The organism is Acinetobacter pittii ATCC 19004 = CIP 70.29 (assembly GCF_000369045.1).
GTDB lineage: Bacteria > Pseudomonadota > Gammaproteobacteria > Pseudomonadales > Moraxellaceae > Acinetobacter > Acinetobacter pittii.
Map to the genome: position 1 here is coordinate 429,099 of NZ_KB849797.1, position 15,542 is coordinate 444,640.

Consider the following 15,542-nt stretch of genomic DNA (forward strand, 5'->3'; position numbering starts at 1 on the left):
GAAATGGCAGAACAGCAACCACTCGTTTTGCTTGTAGACGATGAAGAAGATTTGTGCCTGTTAATGCAAATGACTCTTGCACGAATGGGAATTAAGACACATCTTGCTTATCGGATTGAACAGGCCAAACAGCTCTTTACTCAGTTTCATTACGATGCGTGCTTGACCGATTTAAATCTACCTGATGGTAGTGGCTTAGAATTGGTCCAACATGTTTCTCAAACTTACCCACACACACCCATTGCAGTCTTAACCGCATACGGCAATATGGATATTGCAATTGCAGCATTAAAAGCGGGAGCTTTTGATTTTGTCAGCAAACCGATTAACCAAATTCATTTAGATCAATTGTTAAAAAAGGCGCTTAACCAGCCAAAACCAGAGCATGAGTTCGGTGAAACAACATTAGAAAATGACTTATTAATTGGGCGTTCACCACCTATACAAAACTTACGGACAGCTATTAAAAAAATAGCCCGCTCCCAAGCACCTGTGTTTGTTACAGGTGAGTCTGGTACGGGTAAAGAAGTCGTTGCTAATCTGATTCACCGCTTAAGCAACCGCAGTGAAGGACCATTTATTGCAATTAACTGTGGAGCAATCCCAACTGAGCTCATGGAAAGTGAACTTTTCGGGCATAAAAAAGGGAGCTTTACTGGCGCGACTCAAGATAAACAAGGTCTTATTTTATCAGCACACGGCGGCAGTTTATTTTTAGATGAAATTGCCGAATTGCCTTTAAGTATGCAAGTTAAATTGCTTCGGGCAGTACAAGAGAAAAAGATTCGCCCTGTAGGTTCAGATCAGGAAATTGATGTTGATTTTCGAGTAATCAGTGCCAGTCACCAAGACTTAGATTTATTAGTTCAACAAGGTAAATTCCGTCAGGACTTATTTTTCCGTATTCATGTTATGGATATTATGTTGCCGCCACTACGTGACCGTGGTGGAGATATTTTGCTATTGGCCAATCATTTTATTCAAAAGGTTTGTACGGAATGGGGAATTTCAAGCAAGCAATTAACGGCGAGCGCTGAAACTTACTTATTGCAGCAAGACTTTCCGGGTAATGTTCGTGAATTAAGAAATATGATTGAACGGGCTATTACTTTAAGTGATGATGAGTCCATTGATTTAACACACTTAGCGCCTCCTCTTAGAGGCAGTAGCGTGAGCCCGCAAATCGTAACGAAACAACTAAATCAAACACCGACTGTTCAGACTCATCCAAAATTTCCAATGGAAGGTTTAGAACGCTACCTAGAAAATATCGAAAAAGATATTTTACTAAATGCTCTGAACATGACGCATTGGAATCGAACTTTGGCCGCTAAAAAGCTAGGAATGACATTCCGTTCTTTACGCTATCGACTCAAAAAATTTGGCTTAGATACCGAAATGGGAGAGGAAGTATAAAAGTTACTTCCTCTTTAGAAATAAATCTGCGACGCGCTCTAAATATACATCTTCTTTCATTTCTGCGGGCAATGGATAGGTCTGATTAGGCTGGATACCCTGCCCTTCAATCATATTGCCATTTGGCGTGTAGTAATGTGAGACCGTCATCTGTAGAGCCGCCCCACTTGGTAAAGGAAATAGCTTTTGCACTACACCTTTTCCATAACTTTTTTCACCCATCACCCAAGCACGCTGGTGTTCTTTCATGGCCGCAGTAAAAACTTCTGCCGCTGATGCAGAACGGTGATTAATTAATATACCCAGTTTTATATTCTGAAATTCATTGCCAGGTAGTGCCTGAAACTGCTGGTTACCTTCCGAACGGCTTTTGGTTGAAACAATAATTCCGCTATTTAAAAATAAATCTGCTGATTCAACTGCTGCCGATAACAACCCACCCGGATTGTTTCGCAAATCGATTAAAACAGCCTTTAAACGTGGAGAACTGTTTTCTTCAATTAATCTTTTAATTTCATTAGCAGTGTCTTGTTGGAATACTCTAATTTTGAGTACAAGCACCTGATTATGTAGCATTACAGGTTCTATATCGGTTTCTATTTTTTTATTACGAACTAAGTTGATATTTCCGTTTAGCTCTTCTGCTTGTACTTGAAGTGTACTTCCTATAGAACCGTAAAGTAGGCCAAATACCTGATCTTGGTTTAAATTTTTTAAATCTTGGTTATCAATTTTGAGAATCGTCTGACCATTTCTCAAACCTAATTTATAAGAATCAGAACCGGTTTTAAGATCACGAATCATCCATTTATGAGCATGTGATTCAGGGCTTAATGCAAAATCAACTGATGCAAGATCACCCTCTGTGTATTGAATCAGTTGGCGATATTCTTCTGCCGATAAATAACGCGAATAACGATCTAACCCGCTCACTAACCCTTTTATGGCTTGTTGAAACAAGGCATCGTCAGACTTCACATCAACGTAATTATCTCGAACGATTCCATAGATTTGCACAAACTGTTGAATCGACTCGATTGGCACCTCTGCATAGCTATGTTCCGGTTCTTCCGAATCCGAATGCAAAGGTGACATTTTTTCTTTTACAACTGGCGCTGCAAAAGCAAGTTGGCTGCAACACAGCAACATACTTACAATAAGTTTTTTATATTTAATGTGTTGCAGCATCCAATCACCTTTAACTTATGCAGATAGTGTAATCAGATTACGTCCTTGCATTTCGGCAGGAACAGGAATCTGCATTAAATTGAGAATTGTCGGTGCTACATCTGCAAGCACACCACCTTCTGCAATTGTTGCTTGTGTTGGGCCAACATAGATAAACGGCACAAGCTCGGTTGTATGTTGAGTATGCACTTGCCCACTTTCGTAGTCTTGCATTTGTTCAACGTTACCATGGTCAGCAGTAATGAGCATATGGCCTTTTTTCGCCATAACTGCCTCATAGACACGACCTAAACAAGTATCAACCGCTTCAACTGCTTTAACCGCAGCATCAAACACACCTGTATGACCGACCATATCACCATTTGCATAGTTCACAACTAATAAGTCGTATTCACCCGAATTAATCGCTTTAACCAACTCATCAGTGACTTCATAAGCACTCATTTCTGGCTTAAGGTCATATGTCGCAACGTTTGGAGATGGAATTAAAATACGTTTTTCACCCGGATATTCATCTTCACGACCACCACTAAAGAAGAATGTCACATGCGCATACTTTTCAGTTTCAGCAATACGTAGCTGGGTTTTACCCAAAGAAGATAAATACTCACCCAATGAGTTTTTAAGGGCTTCTGGCATATATGCAACTGGTGCATCAATGCTCGCCTGATAACGCGTTAACATCACAAACTTAGAAAGATTCGGTACAACTTTACGTTCAAAACCAGCAAAGTCTTTCTCTACAAATGCGCGAGTAATTTCACGAGCTCGGTCAGCACGGAAATTCATAAATACAACGCTATCACCATCTTGAACTTTAGCAATATCACCAATACGAGTCGCTTTTACAAACTCATCATTTTCATTGGCTGCATAAGCTAGCTCCAACCCTTCAACCGCTGTTTGCGCAGTACGAAGTGCTTCACCTTCGGTTAACAAGCGATAAGCTTGCTCAACACGATCCCAACGGTTGTCACGGTCCATTGCAAAGTAGCGACCAATCATGGTTGCGATACGGCCTTGGCCCGGATATTGAACAAATAATGCATCTAATTTTTCTAAAGACGGCTGAGCACTACGTGGAGGTGTATCACGACCATCAAGGAACGCGTGTAAGTAAACTTTTGCACCGCGTTTTAATGCAAGCTCACACATCGCCACAATATGATCTTCATGTGAATGGACGCCACCTTCTGAAAGTAGCCCCATAATATGGACAGCACCGCCAGCAGCTTTGGCTTTTTCAACAGCGTCGATCAACACTTCATGTTTGAAAAAGTCACCAGTACGGATATCTTTAGTAATACGGGTAAAGTCTTGATATAACACACGGCCAGCGCCAAGATTCATATGGCCAACTTCAGAGTTCCCCATTTGCCCATCAGGCAATCCAACATCTTCACCTGAACCAGAAATTAGACTATTCGGATGCTTGGCTTTCATTGCCGCCAAATTTGGTGTTTTTGCTGCAAGAAAAGCATTATCTTCAATCGCTTCACGGTGTCCAACACCATCCATAATGACCAGAACGTGAGGGATCTTGCCAGCAGTTGCATCCGTCATAATCAATTTCTCTTTTGTCTACAATTTCGTCACAATATCTTACCGAATTTTCGGTCAAGACTCTATTTATTCCTATGGCTTTCACCAATATCCGCGATTGATGAAAACCATAAATATCACTTATTTCTAGCGAGCGCGGTAAAGCAAATAACTTCCGGCACCAAACATTAGCAAGATAGGCACAAGTACGAACCATGCTGGAGATGGAGAATAAACCAAGCTTGCATAGCCCAAGAAATCTTGCAAATAATAGAAACTCAAACCAATAAACAATGCGATCACCAAACGAAAACCCATTGATTGTTGGCGTAACGGTCCAAAAATAAAAGAACATGCCACGAGAACTAATGCGATGAGTGAAAATGGCGAAGCAACTTTTTGCCAGAAAGCCAATTGGTACGTCTTTGGTACCTGACTATATTCATCCATATAACGCATAAAGCTAATCAGTTGGCTTGGCGATAAATCTTCAGGATCTAAAGTCACCATATGCACATATTTAGGCTGTAATGCTAAAGCAAGCGATTGTTCTTCATGGTCAGTTTTGATGGCATTGCCTGCCGCCAAAATGTCCATTTGTTCAGCTTTTTTCAAAGCCCATTGACCATTTTTAATAAACTGTCCTTGCTGAGCATTAATTAATGATTGCAAGTAATAGTTCTGGTCAAAGTCGACCACTTGAATGTCTCTTAAATTGCCTTGAGAGTTAGCATAGTCGATATAGATAAATCGCTGCCCTTCACGTGACCAATAGCCTTTAACTTCACCTAAAGCAGCTACTGAACGATGGCTTTTAACACTTTGTGCTTTTTCATTGGTATAAGGAATAACCCATTCACTTAAAGCAAACGACAAAATAATAAGCAGTAAAGCTGAGCGCATAACCCAACCAACAATACGCCATAAGCTAACACCGACTGAACGCATAACAATGAGTTCACTACTCGTTGCCAATGAGCCCAGTCCAATCACAGCACCAATCAAGGCAGAGATAGGTAAAATTTCATAGAGATAGCGAGGAGCTCCCCACAGGACATAGACGAGAGCTTGCCATGCGTTATAGTCTGGTTTGAGCTCACCCAACTCACCAAGATATGTAAATAAGACCTGAAGAATGGACAAAACAACTGTGGTGCCAAACATCGCAAGCGCAGTGGTTTTCGTCACATATTTGGCGACTATTCGACGTGCTAACATTATAATTTCACTCGCTTGATCTGTTTCTTGATTTTTGGTCCTAACTTCTGCTTACGTGAGAATAAGGCGGCAGCAACGCCATACACAACTAACACGGCAGGATAAGCCCAAATATCGAGTTCTTCTTTACTAATACGAGTCTTGATTGCAATCATTAATACGATCAGACTGGAAAAAATAAAAATCGCCGGAATAAGACGGTAATAACGGCCTTGTCGTGGGCTCACCTCAGACAATGCCACTGATAGCATTAACGCAATAACAATGGTGAATGGCCCAAATAAACGCCATCCCAACTCACTTCTGATGACTGGATCATTTGTTTTTGAAAAGAGTTTTGTTGTTGATAGTGCTTCTACATCGCCACTCTCAAACTTAACATCTTTGTCATTTTCTAAACGTAGACGATAAGACTGAAACTCTGCTTGTGTATATTTTGGTTGTCCCGGAAATATTTCATAGCGACGACCTTGTACCAGATCAACGACATTGGCGGTGTCATTTGCAACTTCTACACGAGTCGCTTCTTTTGCCAAAATCATAACATCTGGCTTATCTTCTTTAGCAGCGCGTTGATAAAAGAAAATATCCTTCAAATTCTTTCGGTCTTCTGACAATGAACCTGCATAGATCGTATATGGCCCAGAGGAAATAAACTCTCTTGGTCGAACCAAATCGAAACCTGTCCGAACAGCTTGTGTAGTTGTCAGTTTTTCAAACTCACGTAGTCCCCATGGCGTCATCCAGAGCATAAGCACAGACTGAAAAACCATATAAACAAGCGTCATTGGAATGAGTAATCGTGCTAATTGATGACGGCTTACACCACTACCATTTAATACAGCCATTTCATGGTCAACATATAAACGACCAAACACCAACATTAAACCAATGAAAAAACCCAATGGTAAAATGAGTGTTAGAAATTCAGGTAAACGATATCCAATGATGCTAAACAAGATACTGGCATCTAAACGCCCCTGCGCCGCCACACCAAAGTATTTGATCAGACGACCACCCATCATGATTAGGGTCAGTAAAGAAATGACCACCAATGAGGTAGAGACAACTTGCTTGACGAGATAACGCCGAATAATCAAAGTAATACTTCCAAAAGGCTAATCGGGACGTGTGCTAGTTTACCCGAATGTTAAAAATATAAAACCGCACATTGCAACGCTATGCTTGAAAGTGTTTCAATGTTTTAATCCAACATAACTTTCTATAGGCAATCACGGCAGCCATGAAATTTACAACTTATACAACTTTTCCCGAACAGACATCTAATGAATCTTTGTGGGTTTTAGTTGATTCAGAACAGCTACAAAGCAACATCAACACATATCAAATCAATAACCTAGAAAGCGTTCTTACTGCCACCCAATTCAAAGGCAACTTCAATGAAACTCTGCCTTTATTCGGTCAGATTTCAAATCAACCTCATAGCCAATTACTTGGACTAGGAAAAACAGCCGAACTTCAGGCGGTTAAGCTCGCTAAACTTGCCCAAACCATTATCAAATCGACACAAAATAAATTTAAGCATATCGCGATTGATATTGCTGCGTTACCTGTCGAATACCATTATTTATTCGCTTTAAGCTTAACTCAAGCAGCTTATGGTTATGATGAGTTTAAATCGAAAAAAAATGAATTTGTGTTACAACAGGTTGATTTAATTAGTTCAACAACGAGCCTCGATGAAAAACAACTGGCTTTAGTGCATGCCGTACAGTCTGGTCAGTCGTATGCACGTGACCTTGGAAACCGTCCAGGTAACATTTGCTTCCCTGAATATTTGGCAGAACAAGCATTAGCTTTAGCTGCAGAATTCCCTGACTTACTCAAAGTAACTGTCTTAAATGAACAGCAAATGGCTGATTTAGGTATGTATGCTTTTCTTGCAGTCAGCAAAGGATCTGAACGTCCGGGTCGTATCGTAACACTCGAATACCAAGCTGGAATTGATCAAGCGCCTGTTGTGCTTGTTGGTAAAGGCGTTACTTTTGATACAGGCGGTATTTCTTTAAAACCAGGCCTAGGCATGGATGAAATGAAGTTCGATATGTGCGGTGCAGCCTCTGTACTAGGTACTATTCGCGCGCTATGCGAGGCAAGACTTCCTATTCATGTCGTTGGAGCAATTGCAGCTGCGGAAAACATGCCTTCAGGTAAAGCAACTCGCCCAGGCGATATTGTGACAACCATGAGCGGACAAACTGTTGAAATTTTAAATACCGATGCGGAAGGTCGTTTGGTACTGTGCGACACATTGACCTATATCAAACGTTTCAATCCAGCAGTCGTGGTTGATATCGCAACATTAACTGGTGCATGTGTAGTCGCTTTAGGTAAAGTACTGAGTGGGTTATTCTCACCAGATGATGCTTTAGCAGCTGAACTTCAACAAGCGGGTGAGCAATCATTTGACCGTGTATGGCGTATGCCAGTGATTGAGGATTATCAAGAATTACTTGATTCACCATTTGCTGACATTGCGAACATCGGCGGTCCATACGGCGGTGCAATTACGGCAGCATGCTTCCTTGAGCGCTTTACACGTGAGTACCGTTGGGCTCATTTAGATGTAGCAGGAACAGCATGGTTATCTGGTCCAGCTAAAGGTGCAACAGGTCGCCCAGTACCATTACTCATGCAATTTTTAGCGAATCGTGTAAATACGAATGGCTAAAGTTAGTTTTTATCTGTTTGAAACCAGTGAAGAACGGCAAGTCGATAGTGCTTGCCGTTTATGCCGAAAGATTTTACAGAAGCATCCTAAAATCTGGTGGTATTGCCCAGATGTGCAGCTACAACAAACTCTTGATGAAAGATTATGGGATTTCGACCCTGCAAGTTTCATTGCGCATGGCATTGACCAAGCTGAAGCTGCTGTATGTATTTCGGCTAAACAACCGCTTGAACAAGGCTTGTTAGTATTTAATTTTAACAATCATGCACTTGAACAAGTTGATCATTTTAGCCACATTATAGAAATTGTTGAAAATAATGAAACAGCCAAGCAAATTGGCCGAGAAAAATTTAAAATGTATCGCCGTTTGGGTATAGAACCGCGGACCTTTAAATTATAACGCGCTAAAATGTAAATACTGTTGAACAAAGGAGAAGCATGGTGGCATTAAATGTCGGGCAAGATTTTAAAAAAAGATGGTTAAATGCGCCTGAAGCTGTCCGTCATGCCTATCAACAAGATCTGGCACGTATTTGCGACCTATTAGAACCACAAACCCCTATTCAGCTTTGGGTTTTAAATGACGAAAAAGCGCAGTTAGAATCGCAGCAAAAAATTGAACAAGCTTACGCGGACCTTAAGGCAGAGCTTATTGAGCAAGCACGTATCCGTCGTCAGCTCGCTTTAGAAAAAGCGCTTGCTGACAAACGTGCATCAGAAGCTGCTTATGCTGCGGAGTTGCAAGCAGACGAAATTCGCAAGTTTAATGAACAGACTGAAACATTACAGACATTACGTAGTCATTTAGAACAAGAAGTTGCAGAACAAACTGCACGTTATCAGAAAAACCCTGAAACCCCAGCCGTCAATTACTCTGCTGGCGTAAAACTTAGTATCACCGATGATCAAATCTTATCTGAGCTTGAAAGTTTACGCATTCGTTTAGAACTTGAAGCTGAAAACTTAATTGAAGAGTCCGTAACGGCTTTCCGAGCTAAACTACATTCGGCAGCTCAAGAAGAAATTGAATATATTTTAAAGAACTCTAAGTTTTCTGATGAAAAAATAGAGAAGTAAAGTTTTAAAACTTCTTCTGTCATAAAACTGACACCTATATGTCACAAAATAGACATAAATATTATTCTTGTAGATCAATTGATTATGAGAATAGAAAGTAGTGATTTTAAGATAATTAATGAGGGTAAGAAATGGACATTCCACATCAGATTTCAAAGCAACTTGAGCAGCTTAATCAGGGTGAGCAATGGACATTTTCAGCACAAGAACTTTATATGAGTCATAACGACTTTAATTCGCTTTCAATCTTGCTGACACGAGCGTCGGAAAAAGGTGAGTTTTCAATTACACGCACTCAGCATACTAAACCATGGGTTGGCACACATTCGGTTACACTCACCAAGCATTAATTTTTAAAAATAAAAAAACCGGAACATATGTCCGGTTTTTTTATTTTGATGATCTGGCTTTTATTTTAAAAAACCATTTTCAGCTAAAAAAGCCATACTAATATTTGACTCAGTTTTTTGCTCAGCTGCTTTATCACCTAGCAATAAACGCTCGATATAACGCGCCAACACGTCGACTTCAAGGTTGACCTTACTGCCTACTTGCCACGTTCCAATATTGGTACGTTCTGCAGTATGCGGAATCAAATTCAAGCTTAAAATATTTCCACGCAAGTGGTTAATCGTTAAGCTAATTCCGTCAACGGTTACAGAGCCTTTTTCCGCCAAATATTTAGCAAGTTCTGTCGGTGCTGTAACTTCATAATAGATTGATCGAGCATCTTCACGCACTACGGTAATTTCACCTACGCCATCAACATGACCACTTACAATGTGCCCACCAAAGCGCGTTGTCGGTAACATTGCCTTTTCAACATTGACACGTTGCCCAACTTTCCAGTTACCCAAAGTCGTTCGATTTAAACTTTCACGGGAAACATCTGCTGCGTACCAGTTATCGCCCCATTCAATCACTGTAAGACAAATACCATTGGTTGCAATCGAATCACCCAAATGTACATCAGACATATCCAGATCAGTCTGAATACGTAGACGTACATCACCACCTACACTTTGCAGGCTTTCAACTTTACCTAAACTTTCAATGATGCCTGTAAACATGGCTCAATCTCCAAATCTTTTTACACTGCTTAAATTGCAGCGCTTACCAAAGTGCGAGCTGTGTACTATTGCCTGAGGTATCTACACCACCTAGCTCGGCGAAGTGGTAAAGCTGGCCTAATAACTGACGTAATGGTGGTCCTGACTTAGCATGAGTATCAGTAATCACAATAAACTCAAGCACGCGTGCACGTTCAGACTGTCGTTGTTTACTCACTCGATAGCGCGGAACATCTTGTGTTAACAAGGTTACTTTGCCTCGTTCCAGATTGGCCATAAGTAAATCTTTCGGTTCGATATTACCATCAGTTGAATAGCTGGTCAGAATATAGCGCGCATTGATCGTTGAGAGTAATTTCTCATATGCATCTTTTGCATGTTTAGAAGAGTTATATGGACTCGGACGCTCTTTACGCCATGCTCTATCAATACCACTCTTATAACCTTTAGTATCTGGTGATGGTAAATCCACCTGATCCCATAAAGTTAATGCATTTAAAACGTGGTAATTACTACTATATGCGTGCTGGTTATATGGTGGATCGAGATAGGCAACATCAACCTCAAAACCACTCATTTGATTTGCTAGATGTTGTGAATCTACACACCACATTTCAGCAGCCGGACGTTTGCGATCACCAATCTCACAAAAACGGCTCGGTGTTAACCAAAGTAATGATTCAATTCGTTCTAGCGCAGTTTGAGTACGTCCGCCCCACCCTTGGTGGAAGCTTTTAAATACACCACTGGTGTTACTGACAAAACTAGCTGAATAGAGCAATGGCGCAAGCAAAGCGCTCATCTCTACATCATTAATTGCACCTTGTGCCTGCCATGTTGCGATCTGCTGACGAATTGCATCGATACGCATACCGTTACGGCGTTTAAAGAATAAACGGTCACGGGTTGGATCGTATACATCATCGTTACGTGGACAAAGGTTATGCGTTACCCAACCTTTAACTTCAGGTAAACGATTTAAATAGTCGATTGCCTTTTGATAGCCACCCAGTTCTTTAAAAGCAGGCGCATCTACACAGGCTAAAATCGCATGATTTAAAGCATGACTATAAGGTTCCCAGTCGTTTGCAATGACTCGGTAACCATTTTGACGTGCTAAACGAGATACAACGCCACTGCCGGCAAAGAAATCGGCAAAAATCGGTGGATTCTTTTTCTTGCTATTCAGTGTCCCTGTAATTTCAAGGGCTTCTAAAATTAGATGGAGCAATCGGCGCTTGTTACCCAAGTACGGCACAAGCTGATGGAAAAGATATTCGTCTGTCGTACGGGCTGCATGACGACGTTTGTGATAAACCGAAGGCTCTGAATTCATACTTTCTCTTGCGTAGGGATTAACCTTAAGCGTATATCTTGATCAATTTTTGTCACATCAAGAAGTGTAAAACGAAGTTGCTCTGCCATATATTCAAACTCTGCATTGAACATGGCCCTTGCACTTTTCCCCAATAAGGTCGGGGCAATATAACTGATCAATTCGTCCACCAAACCTTCTTGCAAAAAGGCAGTAGACAATGTTGCGCCAGCTTCAACCAACACATCATAAATTTGATGTTGCTTAGATAGGGTCTGTAACAGCATTTTTAAAGGCTGAATTTCTAATTGTATCACGCCTAAATCAGCAAGTTCTTGACGATACGGCCCCATTACCATCACAGTTTCAGGATTTTCTAAGATCTTAGCGTTAAGTGGTAAACGTCCTTGGCGATCTAAAACAACACGTTTTGACTGAGCAACTGTCTCGATATCAAAATTATTGAGTGAACGCACGTTAAGCTGACAATCATCTGCGATCACAGTTTCAATACCTGTAATCACTGCTCCAGAAATGGCACGCCAATGTTGTACATCTTGGCGCGCAGCCGAACCAGTAATCCACTTCGACTCACCTGATGCCATTGCAGTACGCCCATCTAAACTTGAGGCTACCTTTAAACGTACATAAGGCAAGCCTGTAGACATTGCCTTTAAAAAACCTTGATTAAGTTTTGATGCTAAATCTTCGCAAATGCCAACTTCTACTTCAATTCCGGCATTTTCTAAAATCTGAACACCCTTACCCGCAACCAATGGATTTGGATCAGGACAAGCAACCACTACTTTTTTAACTTGAGCTTTCACCAATGCTTCGGCACAAGGAGGGGTTCTGCCATAATGCGCACATGGTTCAAGCGTGACATAAGCCGTTGCACCTTGTGCATGTTCACCCGCTTCGCGTAAGGCAAAAACCTCTGCGTGTGGCTGACCCGCTTTAGGATGAAAACCTTGGCCAATTAACTGATCATCTTTGACAATCACACAACCAACATTTGGATTAGGCTTGGTCGAATATAGTCCTCGTTTGGCAAGTTCAATGGCTTGCTGCATCCAATACTGATCTTGTTTCAACTCAGACATAAAAATCTCAAATGATTAGTGTTCACGTTGCTGCATTTGCTCTATTTGACGGCGAAATGCTTCAACATCCTGAAAATCTTGATAGACAGAAGCAAATCGGACGTAAGCTACATGGTCAAGTGCAAATAAAGATTGCATGACGATTTCGCCAATTGTTCTAGATTTCACATCACGCTCACCTAAACGGCGAATCTGCAACTGAATATCACTTAAAACTGTTTCGATCTGCTCTTGTGTGACCGGACGTTTTTGCAAAGCATGCATTAACGAACGACGTAATTTGGCCTCATCGAAAGGTTCATTTTTTCCATTCGATTTGATCACACGGGGCATTACCACTTCATAGCTTTCAAAAGTGGTAAAACGTTCACCGCAACTTACACACTCACGACGTCGACGAATCTGACAGCCTTCGGCGGCTAAACGTGAATCGATGACTTTACTATCTGCGGCGTTGCAAAATGGACAATGCATAGCGGATTTATAGGGTCGATTACTTTGACCTAGTGTAGCAAAATTTCTACACTTACAGAACCAGCATTCTTCAAGACAAAAAAACAGTCCGAAGACTGTTTTTTGATTGGAATATATTACGAATTATTCGATACGTTCGCCATGTTGGCTTAAATCCAGACCCATGCGTTCATCATCAGCATTAACACGGATACCAATCACAAGATCAATCACTTTAAGAATAACGAAAGTCGCGATACCGCTGTAAACCATGGTTGCCAATACGCCTTCAACTTGTACCCATAATTGGCCAGCGAATGTTGGAGCTAATGCAACGTTGGCTGCTTTAATAATTTCGTCACTGTAGAATACGCCAGTTAAAATCGCGCCGACAATACCACCTACCGCATGCAAACCAAACGCATCCAAAGCATCATCGGCTTTAAGTAAGCGTTTAAGTGCTGTAATACCCCAGAAGCACACTACGCCACCAATAAGGCCCATCACTAAAGCACCGCCTACCCCAACAAAACCTGCTGCTGGTGTAATCACAACTAAGCCAGCTACCGCACCAGAAGCACCGCCTAATACAGATGCTTTACCACGGATCATACGTTCAACAACTAACCAAGAGAATGCAGCAGCGGCAGCGGCAACTTGAGTCACTAAAATTGCCATACTTGCACGAGCACCAGCGCCTAGAGCACTACCACCGTTAAAGCCGAACCAACCCACCCAAAGTAAGCTTGCGCCCACTACAGTTAAAGTCAGGTTATGCGGAGCCATAGATTCGCGGCCAAGGCCAATACGTTTTCCAAGCATGTAAGCAGCAACTAGACCTGCAACACCTGAGTTGATATGTACAACTGTACCACCAGCAAAATCTAATGCGCCTGCTTTAAATAACCAGCCATCTGCAGCCCACACCCAGTGGGTAATTGGTGCGTAAACAACGAGCACCCAAACTGCAATAAACACCATGAAAGCTGAATATTTCATACGGTCTGCAATAGAACCGCTAAGAATCGCCACTGTAATAATGGCAAAAGTCATTTGGAAAATAACAAAGAGACTTTCAGGAATTGTCCCACTTAATGCATCAAACGCTACCCCGTTTAGCATTGCTTTAGACAAATCACCAAAAAATGCACCTGTGCCAGAGAACGCGATTGAATAACCAGCAATCACCCACAGCAAACTTACCAAGATTGCAGCTGAAAGGCTGAACATCATCGTACTGAGTACATTTTTTTTACGTACCATACCACCATAGAATAATGCCAATCCCGGAATGGTCATTAATAGAACCAATGCGGTTGAAACTAAAATCCAAGAGGTATCACCCGTATCAAGCGTAGGTGTCGGTGCAGGAGCTGCTGGAGTTTCAGCAACTGGTGCTTCTGCAGTAGTTGCAGTAGCTGGAGATGTTGATGCAGCCGCAACTTCCGATGTTGGCGTTGTTACAGCTTCTTCTGCCCAAACGGCAGTACCACCCAAAAGAGCGCCTGATAGACTGAGCGCCATAAGCATTTTTTTCATTCGTGTCCCCCAACCTCATTTGCGAGTTATTTTCTACTCAGCAAGCTTTGTGCCAATTTAGACAGCATCCGGTCCAGTTTCACCCGTACGGATACGGATTACTTGTTCCAGGTTAGTCACAAAAATCTTACCATCGCCGATTTTTCCAGTGCTTGCGACACGTGTAATTGATTCAATTACTGCGTCGACCATTTCATCACTAATCGCAATCTCGATTTTTACTTTAGGTAAGAAATCAACCACATACTCCGCGCCACGGTAGAGTTCAGTATGCCCTTTTTGACGACCAAAACCTTTAACTTCAGTTACGGTAATCCCTTGTACACCAATGTCAGAGAGTGCTTCACGCACGTCATCCAATTTAAACGGTTTTACAATTGCAGTTACAAGCTTCATGTTTGTTTCCTTCGGCTTCTTTTCACCAGTAAGGTTTTATGTTCAATTTTCATGCCAATATTTCAAAGGTTGAGGGAAATGAATCTTTTGCATGAACTTTCTTTATAACCTATTTAGTGAGCAAGATGTAGATGAGCTATCAAAAATAAAATGAATTTTCAGTAGTGTTACATGCTGATTTAATGATCTATTTGCACTAAAAAAATTGAAACCTATATCCAGCGCTTAAGCAGTGTTAAACTGTAAAGCATAAGGTAATACAACACTTTGGATATTTCATGCTAGAAACTTTGCTACAGGCCATTCTGGAACAAATTGATGAGCCTAAAAAAGATTTGGAAAAAAATTTACGTGCATTATTAAATGAAGCGGTCGAAAAGTTGGATCTTGTTTCCAAACAAGAGATCGACCGTCAAAAGACTGCACTTCAATCAGCCAATCAACGTTTAGAAGAGCTACAAAAACAAGTAAGTTTGTTAGAAGAAACTTTAAAGAATAAAAAATAAGCACCAACGTAGCGCATTTATACTTTA

At 41.3% G+C, this 15,542-nt stretch carries 16 protein-coding genes; 6 read left to right on the forward strand and 10 right to left on the reverse strand.

What is annotated here, in order from left to right; translation table 11 throughout:
* Window positions 1-3 precede the first annotated feature (3 nt).
* The gene (pilR, locus tag F928_RS20660) at window positions 4-1,416 is read left to right on the forward strand and encodes a sigma-54-dependent transcriptional regulator (protein ID WP_005079471.1); all 1,413 of its coding nucleotides are present in this window, start codon (window positions 4-6) and stop codon (window positions 1,414-1,416) included.
* Between the two features lie 3 nt (window positions 1,417-1,419).
* Here the strand turns inward: pilR and ctpA are convergent, their stop codons facing one another.
* The 4 genes from ctpA to lptF all read right to left on the reverse strand — a co-directional run bounded on the left by ctpA (window position 1,420) and on the right by lptF (window position 6,464).
* On the reverse strand, window positions 1,420-2,604 hold the full coding sequence (gene ctpA / locus F928_RS20665) for a S41 family peptidase (protein WP_005079474.1): 1,185 nt from the start codon (window positions 2,602-2,604) through the stop codon (window positions 1,420-1,422).
* Window positions 2,605-2,619: 15 nt separating this feature from the next.
* Window positions 2,620-4,167, reverse strand: a complete 1,548-nt coding sequence (gpmI, locus tag F928_RS20670) for a 2,3-bisphosphoglycerate-independent phosphoglycerate mutase (protein WP_005079475.1) — start codon at window positions 4,165-4,167, stop codon at window positions 2,620-2,622.
* A gap of 126 nt (window positions 4,168-4,293) precedes the next feature.
* Window positions 4,294-5,364 carry an LPS export ABC transporter permease LptG gene (lptG, locus tag F928_RS20675; protein ID WP_002121203.1) on the reverse strand — a complete coding sequence of 357 codons (1,071 nt, stop codon included), beginning with the start codon at window positions 5,362-5,364 and terminating at the stop codon, window positions 4,294-4,296.
* Entirely contained in the window at window positions 5,364-6,464 is a 1,101-nt protein-coding gene (gene lptF / locus F928_RS20680) for an LPS export ABC transporter permease LptF (RefSeq protein ID WP_002121169.1), read from the reverse strand. The genes lptG and lptF overlap by 1 nt, the downstream gene beginning before the upstream one ends.
* Before the next feature lie 143 nt (window positions 6,465-6,607).
* On the opposite strand from lptF, the gene pepA reads away from it, so the two are divergent.
* The 4 genes from pepA to F928_RS20700 all read left to right on the forward strand — a co-directional run bounded on the left by pepA (window position 6,608) and on the right by F928_RS20700 (window position 9,483).
* Complete coding sequence (gene pepA / locus F928_RS20685) at window positions 6,608-8,056, forward strand: leucyl aminopeptidase (RefSeq protein WP_005079478.1); 1,449 nt, start codon at window positions 6,608-6,610, stop codon at window positions 8,054-8,056.
* Complete coding sequence (gene holC / locus F928_RS20690; RefSeq protein WP_002121193.1) at window positions 8,049-8,456, forward strand: DNA polymerase III subunit chi; 408 nt, start codon at window positions 8,049-8,051, stop codon at window positions 8,454-8,456. Before pepA ends, holC begins: the two co-directional genes overlap by 8 nt.
* 38 nt (window positions 8,457-8,494) lie before the next feature.
* Window positions 8,495-9,133, forward strand: coding sequence for a cell division protein BlhA (locus tag F928_RS20695; protein WP_002121184.1), 639 nt, complete (start codon window positions 8,495-8,497; stop codon window positions 9,131-9,133).
* A 131-nt stretch (window positions 9,134-9,264) separates the two neighbouring features.
* Window positions 9,265-9,483 (forward strand): hypothetical protein, encoded by a 219-nt coding sequence (locus tag F928_RS20700; RefSeq protein WP_002121224.1) that lies wholly within the window; start codon window positions 9,265-9,267, stop codon window positions 9,481-9,483.
* A 60-nt stretch (window positions 9,484-9,543) separates the two neighbouring features.
* Here the strand turns inward: F928_RS20700 and ribC are convergent, their stop codons facing one another.
* From ribC to glnK, 6 genes are all read right to left on the reverse strand, one after another.
* The gene (ribC, locus tag F928_RS20705) at window positions 9,544-10,203 is read right to left on the reverse strand and encodes a riboflavin synthase (protein ID WP_002121149.1); all 660 of its coding nucleotides are present in this window, start codon (window positions 10,201-10,203) and stop codon (window positions 9,544-9,546) included.
* 43 nt (window positions 10,204-10,246) lie between these two features.
* A complete protein-coding gene (locus F928_RS20710) occupies window positions 10,247-11,539 on the reverse strand; it encodes a DNA adenine methylase (RefSeq protein ID WP_002121221.1) in 1,293 nt (430 codons plus the stop codon).
* On the reverse strand, window positions 11,536-12,621 hold the full coding sequence (gene ribD, locus F928_RS20715; RefSeq protein ID WP_005079481.1) for a bifunctional diaminohydroxyphosphoribosylaminopyrimidine deaminase/5-amino-6-(5-phosphoribosylamino)uracil reductase RibD: 1,086 nt from the start codon (window positions 12,619-12,621) through the stop codon (window positions 11,536-11,538). Before ribD ends, F928_RS20710 begins: the two co-directional genes overlap by 4 nt.
* A gap of 15 nt (window positions 12,622-12,636) precedes the next feature.
* Window positions 12,637-13,095, reverse strand: coding sequence for a transcriptional regulator NrdR (nrdR, locus tag F928_RS20720; protein ID WP_000543541.1), 459 nt, complete (start codon window positions 13,093-13,095; stop codon window positions 12,637-12,639).
* A gap of 123 nt (window positions 13,096-13,218) precedes the next feature.
* Window positions 13,219-14,613 carry an ammonium transporter gene (amtB, locus tag F928_RS20725; protein WP_005079483.1) on the reverse strand — a complete coding sequence of 465 codons (1,395 nt, stop codon included), beginning with the start codon at window positions 14,611-14,613 and terminating at the stop codon, window positions 13,219-13,221.
* A 57-nt stretch (window positions 14,614-14,670) separates the two neighbouring features.
* Window positions 14,671-15,009 carry a P-II family nitrogen regulator gene (gene glnK / locus F928_RS20730; protein WP_000780326.1) on the reverse strand — a complete coding sequence of 113 codons (339 nt, stop codon included), beginning with the start codon at window positions 15,007-15,009 and terminating at the stop codon, window positions 14,671-14,673.
* 278 nt (window positions 15,010-15,287) lie between these two features.
* On the opposite strand from glnK, the gene F928_RS20735 reads away from it, so the two are divergent.
* Entirely contained in the window at window positions 15,288-15,515 is a 228-nt protein-coding gene (locus F928_RS20735) for an accessory factor UbiK family protein (RefSeq protein ID WP_002121136.1), read from the forward strand.
* The last annotated feature ends 27 nt before the right edge of the window (window positions 15,516-15,542 follow it).

Bases quoted from the DNA above. Each gene is read 5' to 3' on its own strand.
- ribD (WP_005079481.1), bottom strand. From the start codon at position 12,621: ATGTCTGAGTTGAAACAAGATCAGTATTGGATGCAGCAAGCCATTGAA.
- gpmI (WP_005079475.1), bottom strand. From the start codon at position 4,167: ATGACGGATGCAACTGCTGGCAAGATCCCTCACGTTCTGGTCATTATG.
- F928_RS20700 (WP_002121224.1), top strand. From the start codon at position 9,265: ATGGACATTCCACATCAGATTTCAAAGCAACTTGAGCAGCTTAATCAG.
- F928_RS20735 (WP_002121136.1), top strand. From the start codon at position 15,288: ATGCTAGAAACTTTGCTACAGGCCATTCTGGAACAAATTGATGAGCCT.
- F928_RS20710 (WP_002121221.1), bottom strand. From the start codon at position 11,539: ATGAATTCAGAGCCTTCGGTTTATCACAAACGTCGTCATGCAGCCCGT.
- ctpA (WP_005079474.1), bottom strand. From the start codon at position 2,604: ATGCTGCAACACATTAAATATAAAAAACTTATTGTAAGTATGTTGCTG.
- pepA (WP_005079478.1), top strand. From the start codon at position 6,608: ATGAAATTTACAACTTATACAACTTTTCCCGAACAGACATCTAATGAA.
- glnK (WP_000780326.1), bottom strand. From the start codon at position 15,009: ATGAAGCTTGTAACTGCAATTGTAAAACCGTTTAAATTGGATGACGTG.
- lptG (WP_002121203.1), bottom strand. From the start codon at position 5,364: ATGTTAGCACGTCGAATAGTCGCCAAATATGTGACGAAAACCACTGCG.
- nrdR (WP_000543541.1), bottom strand. From the start codon at position 13,095: ATGCATTGTCCATTTTGCAACGCCGCAGATAGTAAAGTCATCGATTCA.
- F928_RS20695 (WP_002121184.1), top strand. From the start codon at position 8,495: ATGGTGGCATTAAATGTCGGGCAAGATTTTAAAAAAAGATGGTTAAAT.
- amtB (WP_005079483.1), bottom strand. From the start codon at position 14,613: ATGAAAAAAATGCTTATGGCGCTCAGTCTATCAGGCGCTCTTTTGGGT.
- pilR (WP_005079471.1), top strand. From the start codon at position 4: ATGGCAGAACAGCAACCACTCGTTTTGCTTGTAGACGATGAAGAAGAT.
- ribC (WP_002121149.1), bottom strand. From the start codon at position 10,203: ATGTTTACAGGCATCATTGAAAGTTTAGGTAAAGTTGAAAGCCTGCAA.
- holC (WP_002121193.1), top strand. From the start codon at position 8,049: ATGGCTAAAGTTAGTTTTTATCTGTTTGAAACCAGTGAAGAACGGCAA.